We start from the raw sequence: 25,246 nt of genomic DNA, 5'->3' as shown, positions 1-25,246 counted from the left end.
CAATGTTGGAGTTTCCGGCCGAGCGCCGATCCACAGGATAAGCATGCCGGAAAGGCGGCGATTTTGCGGTTGTGCAGATGCGCCATTCTTTGCTAGCAGAAGCAACGTTTTGACCCGGCGCCCATACCATCCCTCCCCTGTCGCGGGAGGCAAGGAAATTCGACATGCCAAACCTTCTTCTCGAACTCCGCTCCGAAGAGATTCCGGCCCGCATGCAGCGCAAGGCTGCCGGCGACCTGAAGAAGCTCGTCACCGATGCGCTTGTCGAAGCGGGCCTGTCCTACGAGGGCGCGCGCGAATACTGGACGCCGCGCCGGCTGGCGCTCGACATCCACGGCCTGACGGCCCGCTCCGCCGATGTGCGCGAGGAACGCAAGGGACCGCGCACCGACGCCAACGAGAAGGCGATCGAAGGCTTTTTGCGCGGCGCAGGGCTTTCCTCGGTCTCCGAAGCGCAGGTGGTGAGCGATCCGAAGAAGGGCGATTTCTACGTCGCGGTCATCTCCAAGCCCGGCCGCGCGACGGAAGAGATCGTCACCGATATCATGCCCGGCATCATCCGCGATTTTCCCTGGCCGAAATCGATGCGCTGGGGCAAGGCCTCGTCGAAGCCCGGTGCGCTACGCTGGGTGCGGCCGTTGCAGTCGATCGTCTGCACTTTCGGCCCGGAGCATGAAGAGACAACCGTCATCCCCTTCGAGATCGACGGCATCACCGCGTCCAACATCACCTATGGGCACCGCTTCCATGCGCCGGAGGCGATCACGGTGCGGCGCTTCGACGATTATGCGGCGAACTTGGAAAAGGCGAAGGTCATCCTCGATGCCGAGCGGCGCAAGGACATCATCCTGCACGACGCCCGCGACATCGCCTTTGCCAACGGGCTGGAGCTGGTGGAAGACGAAGGCCTGCTGGAGGAAGTCTCCGGCCTCGTCGAATGGCCGCAGGTGCTGATGGGCAGTTTCGAGGAGGATTATCTCACGATCCCCTCCGAAATCATCCGGCTGACGATCAAGACCAACCAGAAGTGTTTCGTGACGCGACCGCAAGGTGGCGAAACTCTGTCGAACAAATTCATCCTGGTTTCCAATATCCAGGCGAGCGACGGCGGCAAGGAAATCGTCCACGGCAACGGCAAGGTGGTGCGGGCCCGGCTGTCGGATGCGCTGCATTTCTGGAAGCGCGACCAGGGCAATCTGCCGGATCTCGAGACGCTCACCACGTCGGCGGCAAAATTCGGCCTCGACCTGAATAAGCCGCTCGACCAGCGCATGGCCAAGCTCGATGCGCTTGACGTGACCTTCCATGCCAAGCTCGGCACACAGGGCGCGCGTGTTGCGCGCATCCGCGCCCTAGCCAAGGAATTGGCTGATATCACCGGCGCCGACGCGGCCCTCGTCGATCGCGCCGCCGTCCTCGCCAAGGCCGACCTGCGCACTGAGGCCGTCGGCGAATTCCCGGAGCTGCAGGGCTTGATGGGCCGCAAATATGCGGTGCTGCAGGGTGAGGATACCTCCGTTGCCGCAGCGATCGAGGATCACTACAAGCCGCAGGGTCCGTCGGACCGCGTGCCGGAGGACAAAGTGGCGATCACCATCGCCCTTGCCGACAAGCTCGATACGCTGATCGGCTTCTGGGCGATCGACGAAAAGCCGACCGGGTCGAAGGATCCGTTTGCGCTGCGGCGGGCAGCACTCGGTGTCGTCAGGATCCTGCTCGAGCGAAGGATCCGCCTGCCGCTGCTGGCGACGACCCAGGATATAGATCTCCTCTCCTTCTTCCATGACCGTCTCAAGGTCTATCTGCGCGACCAGGGCGCCCGCCACGACCTGATCGAAGCCGTGCTGATGCCCGATGCCGACGACCTGTTGATGGTGGCGCGCCGCGTCGAAGCGCTGACGGCCTTCATCACCTCGGAGGACGGCAAGAACCTGCTTTCCGGCACCAAGCGGGCGACACAGCTGCTCGCCGCCGAGGAAAAGAAGGGCACCGTGATCGCCGACGGCGTTTCGCAAGCGCTTTTGAAGCTCGATGCCGAGAGGGAATTGTTCGCCGCAATCTCCAGCGCCTCGAAGGATGCGTCGAACGCCGTTGCCGGGGAAGACTTCCGCTCGGCAATGGAAGCGCTCTCCAAGCTGCGCGGCCCGGTCGACCGCTTCTTCGAAGACGTGCTCGTCAACGACGAGGACGCCGCCATCCGCGCCAACCGTCTCGCTTTGCTGCGGCTGATCCGCGAGGCGACGGGAACGGTTGCGGATTTCTCGAAGATTTCGGGGTGATGTTCGGCCGCCATCGGCGGTCTGGCCTTGCCGCCGTCGTCGCGTTATTCAAGAGACATGCAGAGCAAGATTCTCGTCAGCGCCTGTCTCATGGGCCACGCCGTCCGCTATGACGGGCGAGCGAAGCCGTTGCTTCATCCGGCAATCGAGACATGGCTAGCCGAGGGCCGTTTGGTGACGATCTGTCCGGAGATGTCGGCGGGCATGAAGGTGCCGCGCCCTCCGGCTGAGATTGGAAATGCCGCGACCGGCGAGGATGTGCTGGCCGGCACGGCGCGGGTTGTCGAGCTGACGGGCGCCGACGTGACGGAAGAGTTCCTGCTGGCGGCAGAAAATGCCGTGGCGCTCGCAAGGCAGGCCGACTGCCGCTATGCGCTGCTCATCGACGGCAGCCCGTCCTGCGGATCCGGTTTCATCTATGACGGCACCTTTTCCGGCCGCAAGCAGGCCGGCGCCGGCGTGACGGCGGCGGCGCTGAAAGCAGCCGGCGTTGAAGTGTTTTCCGATCGCGAGATCGAGCGGCTGATCGAACGCATCGGGCAGTGAGCCTCAAAAGGCACGGCCGCCGGAGAACCGACGGCCGCTAAAAATTTGGTGATAAAAACGCCTTTGTCCCCGCGCCGTTTAGGCGGCACGGCGACCTTGATGCATTGCCGGGGCAGCGCTTTCGCCACTGACACGGAAGCCGCGGATGAGATCGATCAGTTCGTCGGTATCGGTGGCGAGCGTCTCGGCCGATGCCGTGGTCTCTTCGGCCATGGCAGCGTTCTGCTGGGTGGCGGCGTCGAGCTGGTTCATCGACGAGGAGATCGAACGCAGCGTCGTGTCCTGTTCGGAGGCACTGTGGGCGATCTTGGCGACGATCTCATTGGCGGCCTTGATCTGGTCGGAGATGCGCTTCAGCGCCTCGCCTGCCTCGCCGACCAGACGGACGCCGTGGTCGACCTGGCTGGAGGAGCGGGCGATCTGGTCCTTGATCTCCTTGGCGGCCGCGGCGGAGCGCTGGGCAAGCTCGCGGACTTCCTGGGCGACGACCGCAAACCCCTTGCCGCTCTCACCGGCGCGAGCTGCCTCGACGCCGGCATTCAGCGCCAAGAGGTTGGTCTGGAAGGCGATCTCGTCGATGACGCCGATGATCTTGGTGATCTCCGAGGACGACTTCTCGATGCCGCTCATTGCCTCGATCGCCTGGGTGACGATCGCATCACTATGGGTGGCCTCGGTGCTGACCGAGTGGACGCGCTTGCTCGCTTCATGGGCGCCATCGGCGGTCTGACGGACGGCAACGGTGAGTTCGTCGAGGGCGGCCGAGGTTTCCTCGAGGCTGGCGGCCTGGCGCTCGGTGCGCTGCGACAGCTCGTTGGAGGCACGGCGGATCTCTTCCTTGCTGGTGCCGATGTCGGTGCCCTTGGCGCTGACCTTGGCCATGGCGGCTTCGAGATGCGACAGCGCATCGTTGAAGTTGTCGCGAAGGGCGGCGTATTTCTGGCCGAGATCGGCGCAGCGGACGGTGAGGTCGCCGCGGGCGATCATCTCCAGCGCCTGGCCGATGGTCGTCACCACCCGCGCCTGCAGCGTTGCTTCATCCTGCTGCTGGCGCAGATTGGTTTCACGCTCGTTTTCCAGCGCCAGCTGCTGGGCCGCCTCGCGATCGGACATCGCATGACGTTCCCTGATTTTTTCCTGCAGCGACTGCGTCGCCTTCGCCATCATGCCGACTTCATTGTTCATGCCGGTGTGCGGAATGGTGATCGAGACATCCTCTTCGGCGACAGCCTTCAGGGCGGCATGGACGTTGTTGAGAGGTCCCGATATGCCGCGGATGACGATGTAGGCGGCTGTCATGGCAAGGAAGAACAGGACGATGCTGCCGGAGAGCGCGGTCAGGATCGTGCTGTTTATCTGAGCATTGAGATCGTCCATGTAGACGCCGGTGACGACGACGACCTTCCAGGGATCGAAGGCCTGTGCATAGGCCGTCTTGCGAAAATCGCCAGCGGGCTGGCCCGGTTTGGCTGTGGAATAATATTCGACGAGACCGCCGCCCTGCTGCCCGAGCTTGACCAGCTCTTCGCGATAGAGCTTGCCTTTGCTGTCCGGCTGGCCCTTGTTGACCTGACCGATTTTCGCGGCATCATAATGGAACATCATCTGGATGTCGTAGCTATAGCCGAAGAAATAGCCATCGGGGTCGTATTTCATCGCATTGACCGTGGCGTAGGCCTGCTTCTGGGCGTCTTCCAGCGTCATTTCGCCGGCAGTTACCTTTGCCTGGTAGATTTTGAGAACCGAGACCGCCGACTGAACCTCGGCGCGGAGCATGTCATAACGCTCCTTGTAGATCGCATCGACGGAGGAGCGGATCTGCAGGGAAGTGGCGATCGCAAAGGCGATCATCAGGCCGACGACCAGCAATATGAGCTGCTTCGATATCTTCAAATTTTTCATGACGCCTCGCAACGGGAATGGATAGCTGCATTCCGGTGCGGTTTTCTACCGCCTGTGCGAGCGCGCCGAAAAAGAGGACGCGTCTACCGCTGCTAAAATAAACATGCTGCGACCGGGTAAGTAACAATTGATGCTCACCCTATAAAAAAGCTTTAACTTTATTGAACGCGATACGAGTTTCCCTAAAAATCGAGGGGTAGTTTACAAAGCAAAACCGCCGGATTTTCATCCGGCGGTCCATATCATTTGTTTTTGAAATTCTCAGCTGGCCCGGCGCATCGGTTCCGCCTGGCGGTGCTGTGGCGCACCGACTCGGAAGCCGCGGATAAGGTCGATCAGCTCGTCGGTGTCGGTGGCCAGCGTCTCGGCCGATGCCGTGGTCTCTTCGGCCATGGCGGCATTCTGCTGGGTGGCGGCATCGAGCTGGTTCATCGACGACGAGATCGAGCGCAGCGTTGTGTCCTGTTCGGAGGCACTGTGGGCGATCTTGGCGACGATCTCGTTGGCGGCCTTGATCTGGTCGGAGATGCGCTTCAACGCCTCGCCTGCCTCGCCGACCAGACGGACGCCGTGGTCGACCTGGCTTGAGGAGCGGGCGATCTGGTCCTTGATCTCCTTGGCGGCCGCGGCGGAGCGCTGGGCAAGCTCGCGGACTTCCTGGGCGACGACCGCAAACCCCTTGCCGCTCTCACCGGCGCGAGCTGCCTCGACGCCGGCATTCAGCGCCAAGAGGTTGGTCTGGAAGGCGATCTCGTCGATGACGCCGATGATCTTGGTGATCTCCGAGGACGACTTCTCGATGCCGCTCATTGCCTCGATCGCCTGGGTGACGATCGCATCACTATGGGTGGCCTCGGTGCTGACCGAGTGGACGCGCTTGCTCGCTTCATGGGCGCCATCGGCGGTCTGACGGACGGCAACGGTGAGTTCGTCGAGGGCGGCCGAGGTTTCCTCGAGGCTGGCGGCCTGGCGCTCGGTGCGCTGCGACAGCTCGTTGGAAGCGCGGCGGATCTCTTCCTTGCTGGTGCCGATGTCGGTGCCCTTGGCGCTGACCTTGGCCATGGCGGCTTCGAGATGCGACAGCGCATCGTTGAAGTTGTCGCGAAGGGCGGCGTATTTCTGGCCGAGATCGGCGCAGCGGACGGTGAGGTCGCCGCGGGCGATCATCTCCAGCGCCTGGCCGATGGTCGTCACCACCCGCGCCTGCAGCGTTGCTTCATCCTGCTGCTGGCGCAGATTGGTTTCACGCTCGTTTTCCAGCGCCAGCTGCTGGGCCGCCTCGCGATCGGACATCGCATGACGTTCCCTGATCTTTTCCTGCAGCGACTGCGTCGCCTTGGCCATCATACCGACTTCGTTGTTCATGCCGGTGTGCGGAATAGTGATGGACACGTCCTCTTCGGCAACCGACTGCAGGGCATTGTGGATGTCCTTCAGCGGATGGGAGATGCCGCGGATGAAGAAGACGGCAGCGGCGATGCCGCAGACGAAGACGATCAGCGAGGCCGTCAGCGCCTTCCAGATCGTCGCATTGACCTTCTGCTGCAGGTCATCGAGGTAGACGCCGGTACCGACGACGATCTTCCAGGGTTCGAAGGCCTTGGAATAACCGCCCTTGAGGAAGACCTGGTCTTCCGGCTGACCGGGCTTGGTCCAGTAGTAGAAGGTACGGCCGCCGCCGGCCTTGCCGTTGTCGACCAGCGCCTGGCTGAATTTCGCGCCTGTCTTGTCGACCTGGCCGCTCATGTTCTTGCCGAGATTGACCGGGCTCGGATGGAAGAGTTGGACGACGTTATAGTCGAAGCCGAAGAGATAACCGGATGGCTGGAAGCTGACGCGCTTCAGGATCTCGAAGGCTTCGGCCTGGGCGGCTTCATGGGTCATCTGACCGGCCTTCTCGCGCTCGTAGAAGGTGTTGAGGACGGAGATGCCCGACTCGACCTGCGTGCGCAGCATGTCGAAACGCTCGTCGTAGATCGCCTGCTCGGAGGTGCGGATTTCGAAATAGGTGGCGACTGCGAATGCAGCCATTAGGACGCCGATCAGCGCAAAAAGTTGATGCGCAATCTTGAGCTTTTTCATGATTTGCCTCGCAAAGCAGGTGAATTCAACAATTCCGGATCGGTCAACTCCCGACCCGCGGACGTGTCAAATCGCCCGCGCAGCTAGCGCAATCATGCGTCCTCCGGCCCTTCGATTGGTAAAATTAGAGTGGATGGCTGAATTATGTTTTAACGGGTCATGGCTTCTATTTGCATGACTTGTGAAGATCGAAATATAACGCCTCTATTGCTTTCATAAGTTGTACTTACTCTATTTAGCGTCAATAATTCAGTTTTTAATTGCACATTGAAACAAGAATGCACCCCCGCTGCTCATCGAGGGTGCATTCCATCCACCAGTGGTGGAACCCCAAGCGATCGAAACCTTGATCAGACAGGGGCAGGGAACTTTTGTTTTTAGAAACGCAGCTTGAATTCGGAAACGTTAAGGGTTGCCGATTGTTCCGCCATGCCGGCCGCGACAGGCCTGGCGTCGCCGCCGATGACGGCCGCGGTGGTTGCATTCATGTCGATGCCGTCTACCGGCGCCGCCGGCGGCGCGGCCGCAATCATCGATTCAGGCGTCGCCTTGCTGACGAAGACGACCGGCGAGCCGCCCATCCAGCCTTCCGTGCGGTAAATCTTCTTTTCGCCGCCGACATCGCGGATTTCACTCGCCTGGAGGACGCCGGGCTTCAGCTCCGGCACCGTATAGTCCCTCTTGGTCAGTTCGGCCTGGAGGGGCGGGCAATCGGCGCAGGTTTCGGTGACGATGCTGCCTTCAGCGCGCGGCGCAGTCTTGCCGACCACCTCTATCGAGGACGCCATCGCAGAGCCTGCCATCAGCAGGATTACCGCACCGAGGAAAATCTGACGCATCAATGCCACTCCGTCTCACCTTGGGAGCAAATTAGCGCAGCTTTGTTTCCATCCCGTCAGGGGAAAGGGTAAAAATTTAAAGAACGGGCCGGTTTATACTCATTCCGAGCCGGTTTCGCGCTCGATCGCCCGCCAGCCGATGTCGCGCCGGCAGAAGCCGTTTTCCCATCTCACCCTGTCGAGCAGCGCGTAGGCGCGGTTCTTGGCCTCGGCGACCGTGCCGCCCGACGCGGTGACGTTCAGCACGCGGCCGCCAGTCGCAACCAGTGCACCGTCTTTCAGACCCGTGCCGGCATGAAACACCTTCTCGCCCTCGCCTGCATCAGGCAGCGAAAGGATCGGCGTGTTCTTCTCGTAAGCGCCGGGATAACCCTTGGAGGCCATGACCACCGTCAGCGCCGGATCGTCGTTCCATTCGGTCGTGACCTGATCGAGCGTGCCGTTGGCGGTGGCGAACAGCAGCGGCAGCAGATCGCTCTTCAACCGCATCATCATCACCTGGCATTCGGGATCGCCGAAGCGGACATTGTATTCGATCAGCTCCGGCCCCTTCCGGGTGATCATCAGGCCGGCGAAAAAGACGCCGGAGAAGGGATGACCGCTCTCGGCCATGCCGCGCATCGTCGGTTCGATGATCTCTTTCATGGTGCGCTCGACCATCTCGGCGGTCATCACAGGCGCCGGCGAATAGGCGCCCATGCCGCCGGTATTGACGCCGGTATCGCCCTCGCCCACCCGCTTGTGATCCTGGGCGGTTGCGAGCGGCAGCGCATGTTTGCCATCGCAGAGGCAGAAGAAGCTCGCCTCCTCGCCATCGAGATAGGCTTCGACGACGACTTCAGCACCGGCAGCGCCAAAGGCGCCCTCGAAACAGTCGTCGACCGCCGCCAGCGCCTCGTCCAGCGTCATCGCAACCGTCACGCCCTTGCCGGCGGCAAGGCCATCGGCCTTGACGACGATCGGCACACCCTCGGCGCGGATATAGGCTTTGGCCTTCGGTCCATTGTTGAAGCGCTGGTAGGCGCCTGTCGGAATGTCGTAGCGGGCGCAGATATCCTTGGTGAAGCCTTTGGAGCCCTCGAGCTGGGCTGCCGCAGCGGAGGGACCGAAGACCGCCAGGCCATCGGCGCGCAGCCGGTCGGCAAGGCCGGCAACCAGCGGCGCCTCCGGGCCGACGACGACGAAATCGATCGCCTTGTCCTTGCAGAAGGCCGCGACCGCTTCGTGATCCTCGATGTCAACGGGCACGAGGACGGCGTGTTCGCCAATACCGGGATTGCCGGGTGCGGCGTAGAATTCGCTCATCAGCGGTGATTGCGCCAGCTTCCAGGCGAGCGCATGCTCGCGTCCGCCCGATCCGATCAACAGAACCTTCATGCGCGACCCTTTCCTTTTCTGTCTGGCGGTTAAGGGCCAAGGGCCGAAAGGTCAAGCGGGAAAGCTTACCAGCCCCCGCCACCCCCGCCTCCGCCACCGCCGCCGGACGAGCCGCCGCCGGAAAAACCGGAGGATGAGCTCGACGGCGGCGGCGAGGGTATCGTCGAAGCGATGGTCGAGGCCATCGACGAGGAAAAGCCGCCGATGCGATCGGAGAAGCTGCCGCTGTTGAAATTGCCGGCATACCAGGCCGGCGCATAGGCAGCAGCCGCGCCGGCAGCCGCCGCCGCAAGCCAGGTTTCGAAAGTGCGCGACCAGGGCTTTTCGACGCCGAGTGCCACCGCATAGGGCAGCAGCGTCTCGAAATGCCGCGGCGACATTTCCGGCGCGCCTGCCGTGTTCATCCGGTCTTTTTCGGCAAGCGTCAGATACTGGCGCAGGCCGTCTATGCCATCCATCATCTTGGCGCCGAGCGGGGTCGGCGCGCCCATGATGAAGACATAGAGGATGTTCAAAAGCACGATGCCACCGACGGCAAAGAGCATCGGCGTTTCGTGCAGTTCCACCAGCGAGGAGGCAAGCGCCAGCCCCATGGTCGCCAGGATACTGATGCCGACGAAGACGCCGATCGCGGCGGAGATGATGGCGATGATCTTGCCGAACAGCGACTTGCCGCGATGCAGCGACCTGACGAGGCCGGCGACGAACACCGAAACGAAGACCGAGATGACAATCGGGATCAGCATCACCGCGATGGTGTCGGGCTCCAGCGAACCGAAAACGAACAGGATCACCAGGGCCGCGGCACTGAGCGCGATGCCGCCTGCGGTATAAGCCAGGTTGGAATTGTAATATTTGCCGCGATGCTCCTTCTCGATCGCCGAGCGAAAGGCCTGGCCGACGGACTTCACCCGCTCGCCGTTGGCCTTGTCGATCGTCAGCGTCGAACCGGCGCCGCCGGCGACCTTCAACAGTTCGATTTCGCCGGCCTGGAATTTCTCCTTGCCGAGTGGCTTGCCGGTGCCTTGGATAACAATCGAATTCTTCAGGTCTTCGAGCTTGACGTAACCGCGGACGGCAAGATTGAGCGCAGTGGCAGACAGCGCCGTCCAACCCTCTCCGGAGAAGCCCTTATTGTCGATATAGTTGACCAGCGCCGGCGAGATACCATCAGGCGCGTCCCAGCGTGGCACGACGACGCCGCGGGCAGGATCGCGGCCGACCTTCAGCCAGGAGCGCGTATAATAGGCGAAAACGAGGATCAGGCCGCCGAAGCCGATGAAATAATTGCGGTTGTCCTTCAGCCACCAGGTGCTTTCCATATCCGCGCTCGGCGGATCGATCGACCCGTTTGGCATGCGGATTGCAAAGGTCAGCCCTTCGTTGGTGCCAAGGGGCATGGTGGTGGAAAAGACCAGCCCGGCGCCGGTTTCGCTGACGCGGGCATTCTTTTCCGTCGCGCCCTGGGGGCCGGTGAAGAAGGCCGTCTCCGTCGCGCCGACGCCGGGCGGCAGCTTCACCGTCGCGGTGGCCGAGCGGATCGGGAAGATCCAGCCATTGCCGGTGACGTTCCAATAGAGTTCGTCGTGATTGTCGAAGTAGCGGATCTGGCGATTGGTCCTGTAGGTGAAGACATATCGATGACGGCCCGGCGTCACCGTCACATCGGCAGAACCGGCATAGATGCGGATGCCGCCTGATATCGATTCGGTGTGCCAAGGCTCGTTATCGCCATCGCGCTGGACCGACACCATATCGAAATCGACGCTGCGGCGGCGGCCCGCGGCATCGGTGAAATAGAGCGGGAAATCACGGAAGATGCCGTGGTTGATCTGATTGCCTTCGGCATTGACGGTGATCGTTTCCGTCACCGTCATCGCACCGCTTTTTTCGAGCGCGATGTCGGAGGCGAAACTGTCGATCACCTCGGCGGCAAAGGCCACTGGGGCGGCGAGCATCAACAGCAGTGCAAAGCAAAATCCGAAAAACCGACGCCCCATCCCTGTCTCCCCGCCGGCAGCCTCGGCTGCGCGTTTCGTCAATCGTTGTCTTGATAGGTCACGCCGAGTGCCGCTAGCGTCCGCCAATAGGCGGGGAAGGTCTTGCCGACGCAATCGGGATCGAGAATGGTGATGCCGTCGATCTTCAGCCCGGCCAGCGCGAAACTCATGGCGATGCGATGATCGGCGAAGCTGTCGATCTCCGCCGGCAGATGCTGGCCCACAAGTGCGGGATCGGACTCGACGATCAGATCGTCGCCTTCTTCGCGGGCAAGGCCTGAAACAATGCGGTTGAGGCCGGTCGAGAGCGCCCGGATGCGATCGCATTCCTTGACGCGCAGATTGGCGATGCCGACGAAGCGAACCGGCGTCTGGTTGAAGGCGGCAAGCACGGCAAGGGTCGGAACGGCATCCTGCATCTGCGAGCCGTCGATCTCTGCCGGCAGATGCGGGAATTTGGCGATGACGTCATAGGCGCGCGCATCCGGCTGCGAGAAGGTATCGGAGGGAACACCGAGATCGATCGCGCCGCCGGTGAGGACTTCGGCGGCCCAGAGATAGGTCGCAGCCGAAGCATCGGGCTCGACGATGAAGTCGGCAGCGCTATAGCCGGTCGGCTCGACGCGCCAGATGACCGGGCTGGTCTTCTCGACCTTGGCGCCGAAAGCCTTCATTGCCGCCGTGGTCAGATCGATATAGCCGAGCGCGCCGATATCCTCACCGACGAGTTCGATGTCAACCGGCCGGTCGCCGCCGGCCGCCATCATCAGCAGCGCCGAAACATATTGGCTGGACAGGCCGCCATCGATGCGGATGCGGTCGGCCTGGAATCGCCCGGTCCCCTTGACGGTGACCGGCGGGCAGCCAGTCTCGGCACTCACGTCGATGCCGAGCGTGCGCATCGCTTCGACCAGCGGGCCGATCGGGCGCTTGCGCATATGTTCGTCGCCATCGACGATGACGGTGCCGTCGACCAAAGCCGCAGCCGCCGTCAGGAAGCGTGTCGCCGTGCCGGCATTGCCGAGAAAGAGCGGCGCCTTCGGCGGCAGCAGCCTGCCGCTGCCGGTGACGACGAAGGTGGTATCGTCGGGCTCGTCGATCGTAACACCCATGGCACGCAGCGCTTCGGCCATATACCGCGTATCATCGCTCTTCAGCGCCCCGGTCAACCGGCTGGTGCCCTTGGCAAGGCCGGCGAGCAGCAGCGCGCGATTGGTGATCGACTTGGAGCCCGGCGGCATGGCGCGGCCCGAAAGCGGTTTTCCCGGCGGGATGATCGTGAGTTTGGCTGTGCGTGTCATGCTATTCTTCCGTCCATAAGGCGACCCTAAAGCGCGTGCCGCGCTTTAGGTCTTTGGTTTTGCGCATGTCGTTATCGCAAAACCGCTGCACACTTTTGCGCGACATGCTCAGAGCATGATGCCGAAAAGTGTGCAGCGGTTTTCGGACGACATCATGCTCTAACTCTTTAATTGAGAACAGGATTCAGATTTTAGGCCGACCGGGCCCAAGATCATCCTGTTCTCGCCGGCCGCGATCTGCCCTTGCTCTTAATCGCTTTCTGGCAAAGGCAAAATGCCGGATCGTCAGAATTTCACGGTGGGGACGGCGCGGTCGGCCTCGTTGGTGATTTCGAAATATTCCCGCTTGCCAAAACCGAACTGGCCGGCGACGAGATTGGACGGGAAGCTTTCGACCTTGACGTTCAGGTCGCGGGCCGCACCATTGTAATAACGCCGGGCCATCTGCAGCTCGCCTTCCATGGTTTCCAGCGAGGCCTGCAGTTCGGCAAAGTTCTGGTTGGCCTTGAGATCGGGATAGGCCTCGGCGAGCGCGATGACCCGGCCGAGCGCCTGGCCGAGCAGACCTTCCGCCTGCGCCCTGCCGGCAACATCGCCTGATGGCACGGCCTGCGCCCTGTTGCGGAGCTCAACCACCTCTTCGAGCGTCGACTTTTCATGGGCGGCATAGCCCTTGACCGTCTCGATCAGGTTCGGGATCAGGTCGGCGCGGCGCTTGAGCTGGACATCGATGCCCGACCAGGCCTCTTCCGCCATCTGACGCGCGCGAACCAGGCCGTTGTAGACGAAGATGAGATAGAGAGCGACCAGAACGATGACGCCAAGCGCAATATACATCGCGAATCCCCCGCAGCGAAGTAATGACGGGGCGGAGACTACGCGGGTTTGCCGGCTGCCGTCAAACGCCGATATCCGCGACGATTCGGGCGGCCCGACCAGCCGTTGATATCGACGATACGGCCGGCCGACTTTGCGTTAAGCCGCCTCTTTGGAGAGGTTGACGCCGCCAGCGTCGGTCAGCAGGAAGGCTTCGCCGCAGGCCTTGGCAAGCGTGCGTACGCGCAGGATGTAGCTCTGGCGCTCGGTGACCGAGATGACGCCACGGGCATCGAGCAGGTTGAAGACATGGCTTGCCTTGATGCACTGGTCATAGGCCGGGAAGACGCATTTGTGCAGGCGCTGGTTGGCGTTGTCGCCGGGGGCGCCGGCATCGAGCAGCGCCCGGCATTCCTTCTCGGCATCGACGAAGTGGCGATGCAGCATCTCGGTATTGGCGAACTCGAAATTATGACGCGAATATTCCTGCTCGGCCTGCAGGAAGACGTCGCCATAGCTGATCTTCTCGTCGCCGTCGCGGCCGTTGAAGTTCAGATCATAGACATTGTCGACGCCCTGGACATACATGGCGAGGCGCTCGAGACCATAGGTCAGTTCGCCGGCGACGGGCGAGCATTCGATGCCGCAGACCTGCTGGAAATAGGTGAACTGCGAGACTTCCATGCCATCACACCAGCATTCCCAGCCGAGGCCCCAGGCGCCGAGTGTCGGGCTTTCCCAGTCGTCCTCGACGAAACGGATATCATGCAGCAGCGGATCGAGGCCGATCGCCGCCAGCGAGCCGAGATAAAGCTCCTGCAGGTTCGGCGGGTTTGGCTTCAGGATCACCTGGTACTGGTAATAATGCTGCAGCCGGTTCGGGTTTTCGCCATAGCGGCCGTCGGACGGGCGCCGCGACGGCTGGACGTAAGCGGCCTTCCACGGCTTGGGGCCGAGGGCGCGCAACGTGGTGGCCGGGTGGAAGGTGCCGGCGCCGACTTCCATGTCGTAAGGCTGCAGCACCGCGCAACCCTTGTCCGCCCAGTAGTTATGCAGGGTCAGGATCAGCGCCTGGAAGGAGCGCTTCGGGTTCATATGGTCTGGGATAGCTGACATCGAACGGCACCGATTGCTTGGGATTTATCGGCGCGACAGGTGCCATGGAGGGCGGCGGGGGTCAAGACTTTTGCGGCGGACAGCCGGTGAAGGCCGAGATGGAATAGGACTTCTTTCTGTGCTGCGGGGGGGACGCCCCTCTGTCCTGCCGGACAGAGGGGGTTCCAAGCCCGCCATACGCTGCGCACTGCGGAGCGGCAGCCGGATGAGCAGCAGATGAGTGGCGAGGCCTCTTATTCGCCCTCGCGCTTCAGCCGGTATTCTCCCGTCGCCGGGTCCTTTACCAGCGTGCCGATCGCGCCGGTCTGGCGCTCTTTTTCAGCGCGGCGCGACTTTTCGGCGAGCTTGCGGGCATCGGAGACGAAGCGTCGGTAAAGCCACCAGGCTGAGAAGACCAGGATCAGAATGGTAATTAGTTGCGGCATGCCCCTCTCCTGCTCCCTTCAAAGCCCGAAACGGCTCCACAATGCTCTCTCTTCCGCCGCTTCGACAAGCCCTGTCGCGAGACCGGATGCAGCACCTTCGAGCGAGACCGGCGACACACCTGGAATTCGGCGGCCGAACAGGCCGCGGCCGGCGGTGACGAGCTCCAGTTTGGTCTTCTGGCCGTAGCGCCTCTTCAATTCCTGGCGCATATCGCCGAGGCCATCGATGAGGCCGAGCTCGAGGCCGCGCGTGCCGCTCCAGAACAGGCCGGAAAACACCGTCGCATCGTCCCTCAGCTTGCCGGCGCGACGTTCGCGCACCATGGAGATGAAGACCTGGTGGATTTCGAGCTGCAGGCTCTTCAGGTACTCAATATCCTTTTCCTTTTCCGGCTGGAAAGGATCGAGGATCACCTTGTTTTCGCCGGCGGTATAGACGCGGCGCTCGACGCCGATTTTCTTCAAGAGCTCGGGAAAACCGAAACCGCCGGAGACGACGCCGATCGAGCCGACGATGGAGGTGGCGTCGGCGATGATCTCGTCGCCGGCAAGCGCGATCATGTAACCGCCGGAGGCGGCGACATCCTCGACGAAGACCAGAACCTTCTTCTGCTTCTCGCGGGCAAGCTCGCGAATGCGGGTGAAGATCAGGCGCGACTGGACGGGCGAGCCGCCCGGCGAATTGATGGAGATGGCGACCGCCGGCGCGTCCTTCATGGCGAAGGCTTTTTCCAGAACCGGAGAGACATTGGCAAGGTTGAGGGTCGGCCGGAACTGGCCGCCGCCGCTGATGATCGGCCCCTGCAGCCGGACGACCGGAATGGTGATGCCGTCCTTGCGGAACCGTTTCGGCAGCAGTTTTCTCAAGAATCCGGCCATTTTCCATCCTTCGCTTCGGGTCGCACGATCGCCTCCATGTATGCGCTGGAACGGCAAACGCAATCCCCGCGTTCCTGAAAATAGCGGGTTTGAATTTGTTATTGCGAATGACTTGCATTATCATTCTAATTCGTCATAGTGCGCTGACGATAAAACAGGTGGAAATCGCATGGACGCCCTTAATCCGAATGCAAAGAACGGCTGGCGGCACGAACGCGGAGAAGCGTCGCTGTCGGATGTCTACCGCACCGTCGGAACCGGGCGTCACAGCTCGACATGGCGAAGGGCGGCAGCCTTCGCCGGACCGGGCTACATGGTCGCCGTCGGCTATATGGACCCCGGCAACTGGGCGACATCGCTCGCCGGCGGCTCGAAATTCGGCTATGCGCTGCTCACCGTCGCGCTGCTTTCCAACCTGATGGCGATCGTGCTGCAATCACTCTGCGCGCGCCTGGCGATCGCCTCCGGCCGCGACCTTGCGCAGGCCTGCCGCGACGCCTTTCCGAAATATGTCTCGCTGCCGCTCTGGGCCTTTGCCGAAATCGCCATCATCGCCACCGATATCGCCGAGGTGATCGGCACGGCGATCGGCCTCAACCTCTTGATGGGCATCCCGCTCGAACTCGGCGTGCTGATCACGGCGCTCGACGTCTTCGTGATCCTCTTCCTGCAGAAGCTCGGCTTCCGCTGGGTGGAAGCCTTCATCATCGCGCTGCTCGGCGTCATCGCGGTCTGCTTCGGCGTGCAGATCCTGCTGGCCGACCCGCAATGGGGCGCCGTCCTCACCGGCTTCTTCCCGACGACCGAGATCGTCACCAATCCGGAGATGCTCTACCTGGCGCTCGGCATTCTCGGCGCGACCGTCATGCCGCACAATCTCTACCTCCACTCCGGCATCGTGCAGACGCGGGCCTATGGCCATACGGTTCCCGAAAAGAGAGAGGCGCTGACCTTTGCGACGATCGACTCGACCGTCGCGCTCTGTTTCGCGCTGCTGATCAACGCCTCGATCCTGATCCTTGCCGCCGCCGCCTTCAATGCGCACGGCAAGACCGACGTCGTCGAACTTGGTGACGCCTATTCGCTGCTGTCGCCGCTGCTCGGCCTCGCCATCGCGCCGACGCTGTTCGGCATCGCGCTTCTCTGCTGCGGTCTCAACTCGACGGTGACGGCGACGCTTGCCGGCCAGATCGTCATGGAAGGCTTCCTCAAGATTCGGCTGAAGCCGTGGGTGCGCCGCTTGATTACCCGGGCCATCGCCATCGTGCCGGCAGCGATCGTCACCATCTGGTATGGCGATCAGGGCACGGCGGAGCTTTTGATCCTCACCCAGGTGGTGCTCAGCCTGCAGCTTTCCTTCGCCGTCTTCCCGCTGGTGATGTTTACCGCCAACAAGGCCAAGATGGGCGAACTCGTGGCGCCGCGCTGGCTGAGTGGGCTTGCCTATCTGATCGCGATCGTCATCGCCGGGCTGAACGTCAAGCTGCTCTTCGACTTCGTCACCGGCTGAACCAATTCCAGGAAAAGTGTGGCGCCGGTCTAAAGCCTGGCGTAGGCCGCCCGGCCATTGTTGAAATCATCGACGAGAGGGGAGAACTTGTGGCTCCCCTCTTCGTGCATGATGAGGGCCGCCCGCAGCGACAGCCGCGCCCGCGATCCCTTGATACCAGTCACCAGAATCCGCACGGCGTTTTCACCCGGACGCGGGTGGATAGCGGTGATCTCGATGCCGCCGAAGCGCCGGCCGCAGGCCGTGATGATCTCGGCGATCGACTGCGGCCTGGCGATCAGCGACAATTGCCCGCCTGGGATCATGATGGCGCCGGCCGTGCGGATCCAGCTTTCGAACAGGCCGTCGGTCATCGCATGGGCTTCGGCCTTCAGCGCGTCCGGCGTGCGCCGGTCGCCGGCGTCGTTAAAGGGCGGGTTCATGATGACGTGGTGGAAGCTCTCATCGGTGAGGCCGGCATCGTTGCGCGCCTTGGCGGTCAGCGTCACATCGGCCTCGACGACGCTAACCCGGTTGGCGACATGGGCATTCTCGGGCAGCAGGATGCTGCGGCGGGCATAATCGGCCATCTCCGCCGAGCGCTCGAAAAGCACCACTTGCGTATTGGCAAGCCGCGAGGCGACGGCAAGGCCGGCAGCGCCTGCGCCGGCACCGAGATCGGCAACCCTAACCGGGCGATCGTCGGCGACGAGCGCCGCAAGCAGCATCGCATCCATGCCGGAGCGATGGCCCCTGCCCTTCGGCTGCACCACATGGAAGCCGCCGCGATGAAAGGCATCGACGGTGTCATTGGGTTCCCCGGTCATCGGAGCTCACTTCCGCTCGCGCAACTCGCCGCCGAGACCGGCATCGGTGAGGATGCGGCGCGCCTGATCGGCCATCTCCTCATCCACCAGCAGGCGGCGCGACAGCATGCCGAGCGAGCCTTCCAGTACGCTCATGCCCTGATCGGCGATGAAGCAGTGAATTCCGGCATCCTTCATCAAACTCTCGGCAAAGGAGAGCAGAACGGGGTCGTTGGCGCGGATAAGCTCATGCATTTGCCGTCGTTTTCCTTCCAATTTCGCTCAGCGCGACAATTCACCCCTTGCCGCGTCCATCGCCCCTTTCTATTGTCAGGTGCAATGAATGAATAGGAGTCCGGGTCGTTGGGCGTGGTCATACCGCTTGAAGAAAGCAAAAACAAACTGGCATCCATAAAGCCGTTGGTCGATCTCACCAGGGCGGATATGGAGCGAGTAAACCAGCTCATTCTATCTAAGGCCGGCTCCGACGTGCAGATGATCCCCGAAGTGGCGAACCATCTGATCTCGTCCGGCGGCAAGCGGCTGCGGCCGATGCTGACGCTGGCTTCCGCCTCGCTGTTCGACTACAGGGGCGAAAACCACGTCAAGCTCGCCACATCGGTCGAGTTCATGCACACAGCAACGCTGCTGCACGACGACGTCGTCGACGAAAGCGATCTGCGCCGCGGCAAATCGACGGCGCGGATGATCTGGGGCAACCAGGCAAGCGTGCTGGTCGGCGACTTCCTGCTCGGCCAGGCCTTCCGGATGATGGTCGATGTCGGCTCGCTCGATGCGCTCGACGTCCTGTCTTCCGCGGCCTGCGTGATCGCCGAAGGCGAGGTGCTGCAGCTTTCGGTCGCCAAGAACATGGAGACGACTGAGGACGATTATCTCTCCGTCATCCGCGCTAAAACGGCGGCTCTCTTTGCCGCCGCCGCCGAAGTCGGGCCGATCGTCGCCGAGGCCGGCCGGTCCGGCCGCAATGCGCTGAAATCCTACGGCATGAATCTCGGGCTGGCCTTCCAGCTGGTCGACGATGCGCTCGACTATGGCGGCAAGGCGGCCGATCTCGGCAAGAATGTCGGCGACGATTTCCGCGAGGGCAAGATCACCCTGCCGGTCATTCTCGCCTATCGCCGCGGCACCGAGGACGAGCGCGCCTTCTGGCGCGATGCGATCGAAGCCGGCAACAGCACCGACGCCAACCTCGAAAAAGCGCTGGGGCTGATCACCAAATACGGTACGCTGAGCGACACGATCGGCCGAGCGATCCATTACGGCACGATCGCACGGGACGCGCTTGCACCGCTTCCCGATACGGTCTGGAAATCCGCCTTGATGGAAGTGATCGACTTCTGCATCGAGCGCGTCAATTGATCAAACGTCCTTGATCGCAGGCTGAATTTCTTGCGGCGCCGCTTCAAAAAAGCCATCCTGTTATGAATCAGTGATCGCAACTTGTTTTGCGACCGGCACATTGTCCGGGACGCTGTCGAAGAAAGGTTTCCTAATGCGGCAGAGACTTGCCATCCGTCTTCTTACGAGCGCAGCGCTGGCCGCTTTACTTTCGCTCAGCGGTGTCGGCGGCGCGAACGCCGAGGATGCGGCCAAGACAGACGATGCCGGCACGGCCGTTCACTTCGATGCTGATAGCGTCACCACTTTCTCCGGCGCCTTCCTCGCCGCGCGCACGGCCGATGTCGATCATGACTACGAAACGGCGATCGAACTCTACAAGAAGGCGCTGCAGATCGAGCCCGGCAATCCCGAGATTCGCCAGCGGCTGATGATCTCGCTGCTGCTCAATGGCGACATCAAGGACGGCGTCAAATATGCCAATGACCTGAAGGGCGATCCTTCCGTCGAGCGCATCACCACGATCGTGCGCGGCATGGATGCCGTGCGCCGCGACGACTACAAGTCAGCCGAGGCCATCCTGAAATATAAGGGGCCGAACGATCTCGACCGGATGATGAACGACTTGCTGCTCGCCTGGGCCCGCGTCGGCGCCGGCCGCGGCAAGGAAGCGCTCACAATGGTCGAGAAGATGAAGGGGCCGGACTGGTTCCGCATCTTCCAGAATTACAATGCCGGCGCGATCGCCATCGCCATCGGCGACGTGAAATCCGCCCGCCAGCATCTGAACGATGCCGTGCTCGACAAGGAGGGCGGCGCGACGGCGCCCGATACCTTCATGCGCGCCGTGATGGCGCTTGCCCGCCTCGAAGCAACACAGGGCAACAAGCAGAAGGCGCTCGACGCCGTTTCCGTCGGCGACAACCTGCTGCCCAACTACGCGCCGCTGAACGCGCTGCGCGACAGCGTCGAAAGGAACGAGAAGCAGGAACAGCAGGTCAAGACGGCCGAAGAAGGGGCTGCCGGCGTGCTCTTCTCGGTCGGCGGCGCGCTGAACCGCGACGGCGCCGAAGACATCGTCTCGCTGTACCTGCAGACGGCCAATGCGCTCGATCCGAACAGCGCCGATACGCTGGTGCTGCTCGGCGGCATCGCCGAGAAGCAGAACCAGATGGACCGCGCCATCGCGCTTTACAAGAAGGTGCCGGAGAATTCGCCGATGCGGCGCATCTCCGAGTTGCAGCTCGGCCTTGCCCTTGCCCAGGGCGGCAAGGTGGATGAGGCGCGCAAGCACCTGCAGGCGCTGATCGCCTCCGACCCGAAGGACATCCGCAGTTACCTCGCCTATGGCAGCGTGCTCTCCGACGCCAAGGACTACGAGGCGATGGCCGCCAATTACGACAAGGCCGTCGATGCGATCGGCCCCATTCCCGGCCGCGCCAACTGGAGTGTCTTCTTCCAGCGTGGCATCGCCTATGAGCGGCTGAAGAAGTGGGACCAGGCGGAACCGAACTTCCGCAAGGCGCTCGAGCTCAATCCCGACCAGCCGCAGGTGCTGAATTATCTCGGCTATTCCTGGATCGACATGAACCGGAACCTCGACGAAGGTCTCGGCATGATCAAGAAGGCCGTCGACCTTCGCCCTGACGACGGCTACATCATCGATTCGCTCGGCTGGGCCTATTTCCGCCTCAACCGCTTCGACGATGCCGTCGACGAGCTGGAGCGCGCCGCACAGATCAAGGCCGGCGACGCGACGATCAACGACCATCTCGGCGATGCCTACTGGCGCGTCGGCCGCAAGCTCGAGGCCGTCTACCAGTGGAACCGGGCGCTCGCCTCCGAGCCCGAAGCTGCCGAGATCCCGAAGATCAAGGACAAGGTCGCCAACGGCCTGCCTCCCGTCAGTGACGACGCCAAGGCGGCCGACAAGAAGCAGCCGGATCCGGCGCCCGTCACCCCGCCGCCGGTCGACAAGAAATCTTGACGGACCATGCCTGACGAAGGCTTGGCTGGCGTGAGATCAAAGAAATAGAGCATGATGTCGTCCGAAAACCGCTCACAATTTTCGGCATCATGCTCCAGCGTTTCCGAGAAGGCACGCGCGAAAATCAACCTGGCCCTGCATGTGACGGGCCAGCGGCCGGATGGTTATCATCTGCTCGATATGCTGGTGACCTTCGCAGATCACGGCGATCAGCTGGACTTCATGCGGTCGCCGACCGACGCATTCACCCTGTCCGGCCGTTTCGGCGAAACGCTTGCCGGCGACGGCGGCACAAACCTGGTGCTGAAGGCGCGCGACCTGCTGCGCGAGGCGATCGGTCCCCTCGCCTTTCCCGTCCGCATCCATCTCGAAAAGAACCTGCCTGTTGCCTCCGGCATCGGCGGTGGCTCGGCCGATGCAGCCGCGACGCTGCGCGGACTGATGCGGCTCTGGGGCACGACGTTATCCGCGGAGACGCTTGCAGCTCTCGCACTGAAGCTCGGCGCCGACGTGCCGATGTGCCTGGAGAGCCGGCCGCTGATTGCCCGCGGCATCGGCGAAGAGATCGAACCTGTGCCTGATCTGCCGGGCTTTGCCATGGTGCTCGCCAATCCGCTGAAGGGCGTCTCGACGCCTGAGGTTTTCCGCCGGCTGGCGACAAAGAACAATCCGGCCCTGAGCCTTACACCGAGCCGGCCCCAGGCTACCGACTGGCTCGCGGCGATTGCTGCTGCCCGCAACGACCTGGAGCCGCCGGCGCGCGACCTCGTGCCCGAGATTGCGGGGATCGCGGCGATGCTGCAAGCTCGCGGTGCGCTTTTGACCCGCATGTCCGGCTCCGGTGCCACCTGTTTCGGCATCTTTGCGAGCATGACTGCTGCCGAAGATGCGGCGGCAGCTCTTCACGACAAGCGCCCTGACTGGTATTTCCAGGCGACGGAAACGGTTTCGGGAGGCGTATGATGGCAGGTCTGGACGAAAAGCGACCCTTCATCGCGGTCGGCATTGCGGTTTTGACGATCTCGGATACGCGCACGCCGGAGACGGACAAATCAGGCGACACGCTGGCGGCGCGGATCAGGGAGGCGGGGCATCGGATGGTCGACCGGGGAATCGTGCCCGATGATCGCGAAAAGATTGCCGCGCGGGTGAAGGCCTGGACTGAGAACCAAGACATAGACGTCGTCATCACCACAGGCGGCACTGGCTTTACCGGCCGCGACGTGACGCCAGAGGCGCTGGAGCCTTTGTTCGAAAAGCGGATGGACGGCTTTTCCGCCATCTTCCATCGGATCTCCTACGAGAAGATCGGCACGGCGACGATCCAGTCTCGCGCCACGGCGGGCGTTGCCAACGCCACCTTCATTTTCGTGCTGCCGGGTTCGCCCGGCGCCTGCCGGGATGCCTGGGACGGCATTCTGAAAGGACAGCTCGACTACCGCAGCGCGCCGTGCAATTTCGTCGAGATCATGCCGCGTCTGGACGAGCACCTGAAACGCGGCGCGACGAAGTAGACTGCCTGCAACAGCGGCATTCCTATGTGGCCAAGCCTGGCAGGACGGGCATGGTGTCCCAGCTATCACCCGACATCAGAACACAGCTTATGCCGTGAACATCCGTGACGATGAGGTTCAGGTGCCGCTTTCGGCGGCATAGACCTCAAGAATGGCGTTCTCGTTGATCAGTCCGACTGCCGTGAGCTCTTCGGCGAAGTTTTTGTCCAGGAAATTGACGATTTCGGGTCGGCCTGCGCAACTGCGCATCATCTGCGATGCTGCCGAATGCGGATGCGCGATCACCAATGTCGGCAATATGACGGCTATGAGGCCGTAGATCATACTGCGTACGCCGTAGATCCTACCGCGTGCCATGACGCACCTCCTTTCGCCGGGAACCCGGCAGAAGAGGAGATTGTCACTGACCTGTTCTGCCGTTTGCCGGCATTCCATGGCCATTCCGTTGCGACGCGCGGCGCTTCGACGGCGCCATCTTTTGCTCATGGAGAGGGTCGTGACACCTACCGCGCAGCGCGGGCAACCCAGGAGGGAATCGGTTCGCTCGCAAGCTTGCGCGGCTTCTGACCCTTGACGAATTCGGTGAGCCGCATCCCGCTTTTGGCGGTGGCGAGCGCCAACTTCTTCGGCAGGAGAAAGCCGAGTTCCAGCGGCGGCACGGCCCGGCCGACACGCTGGAAGAAAGGGCGCCGGTAGCCGCGCGAAGCAGTGAAGCGCGCCGGCAATTTGTTCAGCGCCACATATTCGGCGATCTCATCGATCCAGCCGGCCTGGGGTCTTGCGCCGGGCTCGACGAAGAGCAGCCATTCGCCGCGGGCGGAGCGGACGATGTCCTTGATATCCCATTGTGAATGGAAGCGGCAGCCGGCGGCGTCGGCGACCCGCGAAGTGCCGTCGCGCGAGCCGTGATCGAGCACGACCACATCGCTCACCAGCCCCTCCACCGCGCCTGACACCAGTACCGATAAGGTCTGTGCCAGCTCAGATTCCTGATCCTGACATTCGAGAACAACCGTCAACATTGACCATTTATAATGCGCCGCACAAAATTTTGCCAGCACCGTTTTCCTCATTTTGTTCTTGCATTGTTCTCGTTTTGCGGATAGGAATTTAATCAGCAAAACGGGCGAAGGCGATGGCTTTTCGCCGCGGGAGAATCCGATGAGAGAGCAGTCCCTGGCAGGGCAGGCCGCATTCGCGCCTGCCAATACGGCAGATATTGCCGATGCGATGATCGTTTCCTCCGGTCTGAGAGTCGAGGTCGATCGGCGGCGTGGACGTGGGGCGGGACTGAACCCGACAGGGCGGTTCGAAGCGCAGCAGCGGGAGACCGTCGACGATGGCTGGCAGACGTGGGAAGAGCTGCCGCCATTCAAGACCGAAGTGCAGGTCGAGAAGCCGCGCACGGCAATCACCCGCAACGAATCGCCGGACATTCCCTTCGATCGCTCGATCAATCCCTATCGCGGTTGCGAGCACGGCTGCATCTATTGTTTCGCCCGGCCGACACACGCCTATATGGGGCTTTCTGCAGGGCTCGATTTCGAGACGAAGCTGTTTGCCAAGCCCGATGCGGCAAAATTGCTGGAGCGGGAACTCGCCAAGCCCGGCTATAAGGTGCGGGTGATCGCGATCGGCACCAATACAGATCCCTATCAGCCGATCGAAAAGGAATGGCGCATCATGCGCGGCATTCTCGAGGTGTTGAACAAGGCGAACCATCCGGTATCGATCGTCACAAAGTCGGCGATGATCCTGCGTGATCTCGACATTCTGCAGGAGATGGCAGCTAAGAACCTGGTACGCGTCGGCATCTCGGTGACCACGCTGGATCGCAAGCTTGCCCGGACGATGGAGCCGCGAGCCGCCACGCCGCCGCGGCGGCTGGAGGCGATCCACACGCTTGCCGAAGCAGGCATCCAGACGGCTGTGCTGGCCGCCCCGCTCATCCCGGCGTTGAACGACCACGAACTGGAGCGCATCCTAGAATCGGCTAAGGCTGCCGGCGCCGCCGAGGCGAGCTATGTCATCCTCAGGCTACCACTCGAGGTCAGCCCGCTGTTTCGCGACTGGCTGCTGCAGCATTACCCCGATCGTTACCGGCATGTGATGTCGCTGGTGCGCTCGATGCGCGGCGGCAAGGATTACGATGCCGAATTCGGCAAGCGCATGAAGGGCGCCGGTCCCTATGCCTGGCAGATCGCCCGGCGCTTTGAAATGGCAGCCCGACGTTTCGGCCTGACGCGACGCAGCGTGCCGCTGCGCGATGATCTGTTCGTGCCGCCCGATGGCAGCGGCGTGCAGCTGTCGCTGCTCTAATATTTTACGCAATTCCAGACGGAAATCAGCGCCGCACTTTTTCTGGAATTGTCTCTCGCCTTTTTCGCAATTCCAAACGGAAAAACCGCTGCACACTTTTCCTGGAATTGCTTCGAGCTTGCGCATCGGCTCTCGAGAAAACCGCCTGTTTTCGAGTCCCGAGCGCAACTCCCGCGGATGGCCCTGACCGCCACCATCCGCCGGAGCGTC

The 25,246-nt window shown here is 62.3% G+C and carries 21 protein-coding genes and 1 pseudogene; 8 read left to right on the top strand and 14 right to left on the bottom strand.

Going from position 1 to position 25,246, the window contains the following annotated elements:
• Positions 1-164: 164 nt before the first annotated feature.
• Positions 165-2,279: a glycine--tRNA ligase subunit beta gene (glyS, locus tag RLCC275e_RS02795; RefSeq protein ID WP_033181451.1), complete on the top strand. Its 2,115-nt coding sequence runs from the start codon at positions 165-167 to the stop codon at positions 2,277-2,279.
• A 57-nt stretch (positions 2,280-2,336) separates the two neighbouring features.
• Entirely contained in the window at positions 2,337-2,825 is a 489-nt protein-coding gene (locus tag RLCC275e_RS02790) for a 2-thiouracil desulfurase family protein (protein ID WP_033181452.1), read from the top strand.
• Positions 2,826-2,903: 78 nt separating this feature from the next.
• Here RLCC275e_RS02790 and RLCC275e_RS02785 read toward each other — a convergent pair whose 3' ends face one another.
• The 10 genes from RLCC275e_RS02785 to RLCC275e_RS02740 form a co-directional block, all read right to left on the bottom strand.
• Positions 2,904-4,727: a methyl-accepting chemotaxis protein gene (locus tag RLCC275e_RS02785; RefSeq protein ID WP_130707293.1), complete on the bottom strand. Its 1,824-nt coding sequence runs from the start codon at positions 4,725-4,727 to the stop codon at positions 2,904-2,906.
• A gap of 261 nt (positions 4,728-4,988) precedes the next feature.
• Complete coding sequence (locus tag RLCC275e_RS02780) at positions 4,989-6,809, bottom strand: methyl-accepting chemotaxis protein (RefSeq protein ID WP_130707291.1); 1,821 nt, start codon at positions 6,807-6,809, stop codon at positions 4,989-4,991.
• Between the two features lie 377 nt (positions 6,810-7,186).
• Positions 7,187-7,648, bottom strand: a complete 462-nt coding sequence (locus tag RLCC275e_RS02775; protein WP_033181743.1) for a plant virulence effector HPE1-like domain-containing protein — start codon at positions 7,646-7,648, stop codon at positions 7,187-7,189.
• Between the two features lie 99 nt (positions 7,649-7,747).
• Positions 7,748-9,025: a phosphoribosylamine--glycine ligase gene (gene purD, locus RLCC275e_RS02770; RefSeq protein WP_033181742.1), complete on the bottom strand. Its 1,278-nt coding sequence runs from the start codon at positions 9,023-9,025 to the stop codon at positions 7,748-7,750.
• A gap of 65 nt (positions 9,026-9,090) precedes the next feature.
• Complete coding sequence (locus RLCC275e_RS02765) at positions 9,091-11,025, bottom strand: DUF2207 domain-containing protein (RefSeq protein WP_033181741.1); 1,935 nt, start codon at positions 11,023-11,025, stop codon at positions 9,091-9,093.
• 38 nt (positions 11,026-11,063) lie between these two features.
• Positions 11,064-12,326 (bottom strand): 3-phosphoshikimate 1-carboxyvinyltransferase, encoded by a 1,263-nt coding sequence (gene aroA / locus RLCC275e_RS02760; RefSeq protein WP_033181740.1) that lies wholly within the window; start codon positions 12,324-12,326, stop codon positions 11,064-11,066.
• 285 nt (positions 12,327-12,611) lie between these two features.
• On the bottom strand, positions 12,612-13,163 hold the full coding sequence (locus RLCC275e_RS02755) for a LemA family protein (RefSeq protein ID WP_033181739.1): 552 nt from the start codon (positions 13,161-13,163) through the stop codon (positions 12,612-12,614).
• Positions 13,164-13,301: 138 nt separating this feature from the next.
• Positions 13,302-14,258: a glycine--tRNA ligase subunit alpha gene (locus RLCC275e_RS02750; protein ID WP_011650682.1), complete on the bottom strand. Its 957-nt coding sequence runs from the start codon at positions 14,256-14,258 to the stop codon at positions 13,302-13,304.
• Between the two features lie 233 nt (positions 14,259-14,491).
• Positions 14,492-14,683, bottom strand: a complete 192-nt coding sequence (locus RLCC275e_RS02745) for a membrane protein (RefSeq protein ID WP_003556931.1) — start codon at positions 14,681-14,683, stop codon at positions 14,492-14,494.
• A gap of 18 nt (positions 14,684-14,701) precedes the next feature.
• On the bottom strand, positions 14,702-15,562 hold the full coding sequence (locus RLCC275e_RS02740) for a S49 family peptidase (protein WP_033181738.1): 861 nt from the start codon (positions 15,560-15,562) through the stop codon (positions 14,702-14,704).
• A gap of 169 nt (positions 15,563-15,731) precedes the next feature.
• On the opposite strand from RLCC275e_RS02740, the gene RLCC275e_RS02735 reads away from it, so the two are divergent.
• On the top strand, positions 15,732-17,072 hold the full coding sequence (locus RLCC275e_RS02735) for an Nramp family divalent metal transporter (protein WP_033181737.1): 1,341 nt from the start codon (positions 15,732-15,734) through the stop codon (positions 17,070-17,072).
• A 29-nt stretch (positions 17,073-17,101) separates the two neighbouring features.
• Here RLCC275e_RS02735 and RLCC275e_RS02730 read toward each other — a convergent pair whose 3' ends face one another.
• Complete coding sequence (locus RLCC275e_RS02730) at positions 17,102-17,878, bottom strand: tRNA1(Val) (adenine(37)-N6)-methyltransferase (RefSeq protein WP_033181736.1); 777 nt, start codon at positions 17,876-17,878, stop codon at positions 17,102-17,104.
• A gap of 6 nt (positions 17,879-17,884) precedes the next feature.
• Positions 17,885-18,112, bottom strand: a complete 228-nt coding sequence (locus tag RLCC275e_RS02725; RefSeq protein WP_003556924.1) for a putative signal transducing protein — start codon at positions 18,110-18,112, stop codon at positions 17,885-17,887.
• Between the two features lie 108 nt (positions 18,113-18,220).
• Between RLCC275e_RS02725 and RLCC275e_RS02720 the strand changes: the two genes are divergently transcribed.
• The 4 genes from RLCC275e_RS02720 to moaB all read left to right on the top strand — a co-directional run bounded on the left by RLCC275e_RS02720 (position 18,221) and on the right by moaB (position 22,717).
• Entirely contained in the window at positions 18,221-19,237 is a 1,017-nt protein-coding gene (locus tag RLCC275e_RS02720) for a polyprenyl synthetase family protein (protein ID WP_003556922.1), read from the top strand.
• A gap of 133 nt (positions 19,238-19,370) precedes the next feature.
• On the top strand, positions 19,371-21,203 hold the full coding sequence (locus RLCC275e_RS02715; RefSeq protein ID WP_130707285.1) for a tetratricopeptide repeat protein: 1,833 nt from the start codon (positions 19,371-19,373) through the stop codon (positions 21,201-21,203).
• A 51-nt stretch (positions 21,204-21,254) separates the two neighbouring features.
• Positions 21,255-22,166, top strand: coding sequence for a 4-(cytidine 5'-diphospho)-2-C-methyl-D-erythritol kinase (locus RLCC275e_RS02710; RefSeq protein ID WP_033181735.1), 912 nt, complete (start codon positions 21,255-21,257; stop codon positions 22,164-22,166).
• A complete protein-coding gene (gene moaB / locus RLCC275e_RS02705) occupies positions 22,166-22,717 on the top strand; it encodes a molybdenum cofactor biosynthesis protein B (protein WP_003556916.1) in 552 nt (183 codons plus the stop codon). The genes RLCC275e_RS02710 and moaB overlap by 1 nt, the downstream gene beginning before the upstream one ends.
• A 22-nt stretch (positions 22,718-22,739) precedes the next feature.
• On the opposite strand, the pseudogene RLCC275e_RS02700 reads toward moaB, so the two are convergent.
• Positions 22,740-23,074, bottom strand: a pseudogene (locus RLCC275e_RS02700) (hypothetical protein).
• Between the two features lie 146 nt (positions 23,075-23,220).
• Positions 23,221-23,739, bottom strand: coding sequence for a glycosyltransferase family 2 protein (locus RLCC275e_RS02695; RefSeq protein WP_171891353.1), 519 nt, complete (start codon positions 23,737-23,739; stop codon positions 23,221-23,223).
• A gap of 139 nt (positions 23,740-23,878) precedes the next feature.
• On the opposite strand from RLCC275e_RS02695, the gene RLCC275e_RS02690 reads away from it, so the two are divergent.
• Positions 23,879-25,036, top strand: coding sequence for a PA0069 family radical SAM protein (locus tag RLCC275e_RS02690; protein WP_033181733.1), 1,158 nt, complete (start codon positions 23,879-23,881; stop codon positions 25,034-25,036).
• The last annotated feature ends 210 nt before the right edge of the window (positions 25,037-25,246 follow it).

The organism is Rhizobium brockwellii (genome assembly GCF_000769405.2).
Taxonomy (GTDB): domain Bacteria; phylum Pseudomonadota; class Alphaproteobacteria; order Rhizobiales; family Rhizobiaceae; genus Rhizobium; species Rhizobium brockwellii.
This window is presented reverse-complemented; position numbering and strand designations above follow the sequence as displayed.

What these genes read in the sequence shown, in the direction of transcription:
- RLCC275e_RS02715 (WP_130707285.1), top strand. Translation starts at nt 19,371, where the DNA reads ATGCGGCAGAGACTTGCCATCCGTCTTCTTACGAGCGCAGCGCTGGCC.
- RLCC275e_RS02750 (WP_011650682.1), bottom strand. Translation starts at nt 14,258, where the DNA reads ATGTCAGCTATCCCAGACCATATGAACCCGAAGCGCTCCTTCCAGGCG.
- RLCC275e_RS02745 (WP_003556931.1), bottom strand. Translation starts at nt 14,683, where the DNA reads ATGCCGCAACTAATTACCATTCTGATCCTGGTCTTCTCAGCCTGGTGG.
- aroA (WP_033181740.1), bottom strand. Translation starts at nt 12,326, where the DNA reads ATGACACGCACAGCCAAACTCACGATCATCCCGCCGGGAAAACCGCTT.
- RLCC275e_RS02780 (WP_130707291.1), bottom strand. Translation starts at nt 6,809, where the DNA reads ATGAAAAAGCTCAAGATTGCGCATCAACTTTTTGCGCTGATCGGCGTC.
- RLCC275e_RS02730 (WP_033181736.1), bottom strand. Translation starts at nt 17,878, where the DNA reads ATGACCGGGGAACCCAATGACACCGTCGATGCCTTTCATCGCGGCGGC.
- glyS (WP_033181451.1), top strand. Translation starts at nt 165, where the DNA reads ATGCCAAACCTTCTTCTCGAACTCCGCTCCGAAGAGATTCCGGCCCGC.
- purD (WP_033181742.1), bottom strand. Translation starts at nt 9,025, where the DNA reads ATGAAGGTTCTGTTGATCGGATCGGGCGGACGCGAGCATGCGCTCGCC.
- RLCC275e_RS02695 (WP_171891353.1), bottom strand. Translation starts at nt 23,739, where the DNA reads ATGTTGACGGTTGTTCTCGAATGTCAGGATCAGGAATCTGAGCTGGCA.
- RLCC275e_RS02785 (WP_130707293.1), bottom strand. Translation starts at nt 4,727, where the DNA reads ATGAAAAATTTGAAGATATCGAAGCAGCTCATATTGCTGGTCGTCGGC.
- moaB (WP_003556916.1), top strand. Translation starts at nt 22,166, where the DNA reads ATGGCAGGTCTGGACGAAAAGCGACCCTTCATCGCGGTCGGCATTGCG.
- RLCC275e_RS02690 (WP_033181733.1), top strand. Translation starts at nt 23,879, where the DNA reads ATGAGAGAGCAGTCCCTGGCAGGGCAGGCCGCATTCGCGCCTGCCAAT.
- RLCC275e_RS02765 (WP_033181741.1), bottom strand. Translation starts at nt 11,025, where the DNA reads ATGGGGCGTCGGTTTTTCGGATTTTGCTTTGCACTGCTGTTGATGCTC.
- RLCC275e_RS02735 (WP_033181737.1), top strand. Translation starts at nt 15,732, where the DNA reads ATGGACGCCCTTAATCCGAATGCAAAGAACGGCTGGCGGCACGAACGC.
- RLCC275e_RS02725 (WP_003556924.1), bottom strand. Translation starts at nt 18,112, where the DNA reads ATGCATGAGCTTATCCGCGCCAACGACCCCGTTCTGCTCTCCTTTGCC.
- RLCC275e_RS02740 (WP_033181738.1), bottom strand. Translation starts at nt 15,562, where the DNA reads ATGGCCGGATTCTTGAGAAAACTGCTGCCGAAACGGTTCCGCAAGGAC.
- RLCC275e_RS02775 (WP_033181743.1), bottom strand. Translation starts at nt 7,648, where the DNA reads ATGCGTCAGATTTTCCTCGGTGCGGTAATCCTGCTGATGGCAGGCTCT.
- RLCC275e_RS02710 (WP_033181735.1), top strand. Translation starts at nt 21,255, where the DNA reads ATGATGTCGTCCGAAAACCGCTCACAATTTTCGGCATCATGCTCCAGC.
- RLCC275e_RS02790 (WP_033181452.1), top strand. Translation starts at nt 2,337, where the DNA reads ATGCAGAGCAAGATTCTCGTCAGCGCCTGTCTCATGGGCCACGCCGTC.
- RLCC275e_RS02755 (WP_033181739.1), bottom strand. Translation starts at nt 13,163, where the DNA reads ATGTATATTGCGCTTGGCGTCATCGTTCTGGTCGCTCTCTATCTCATC.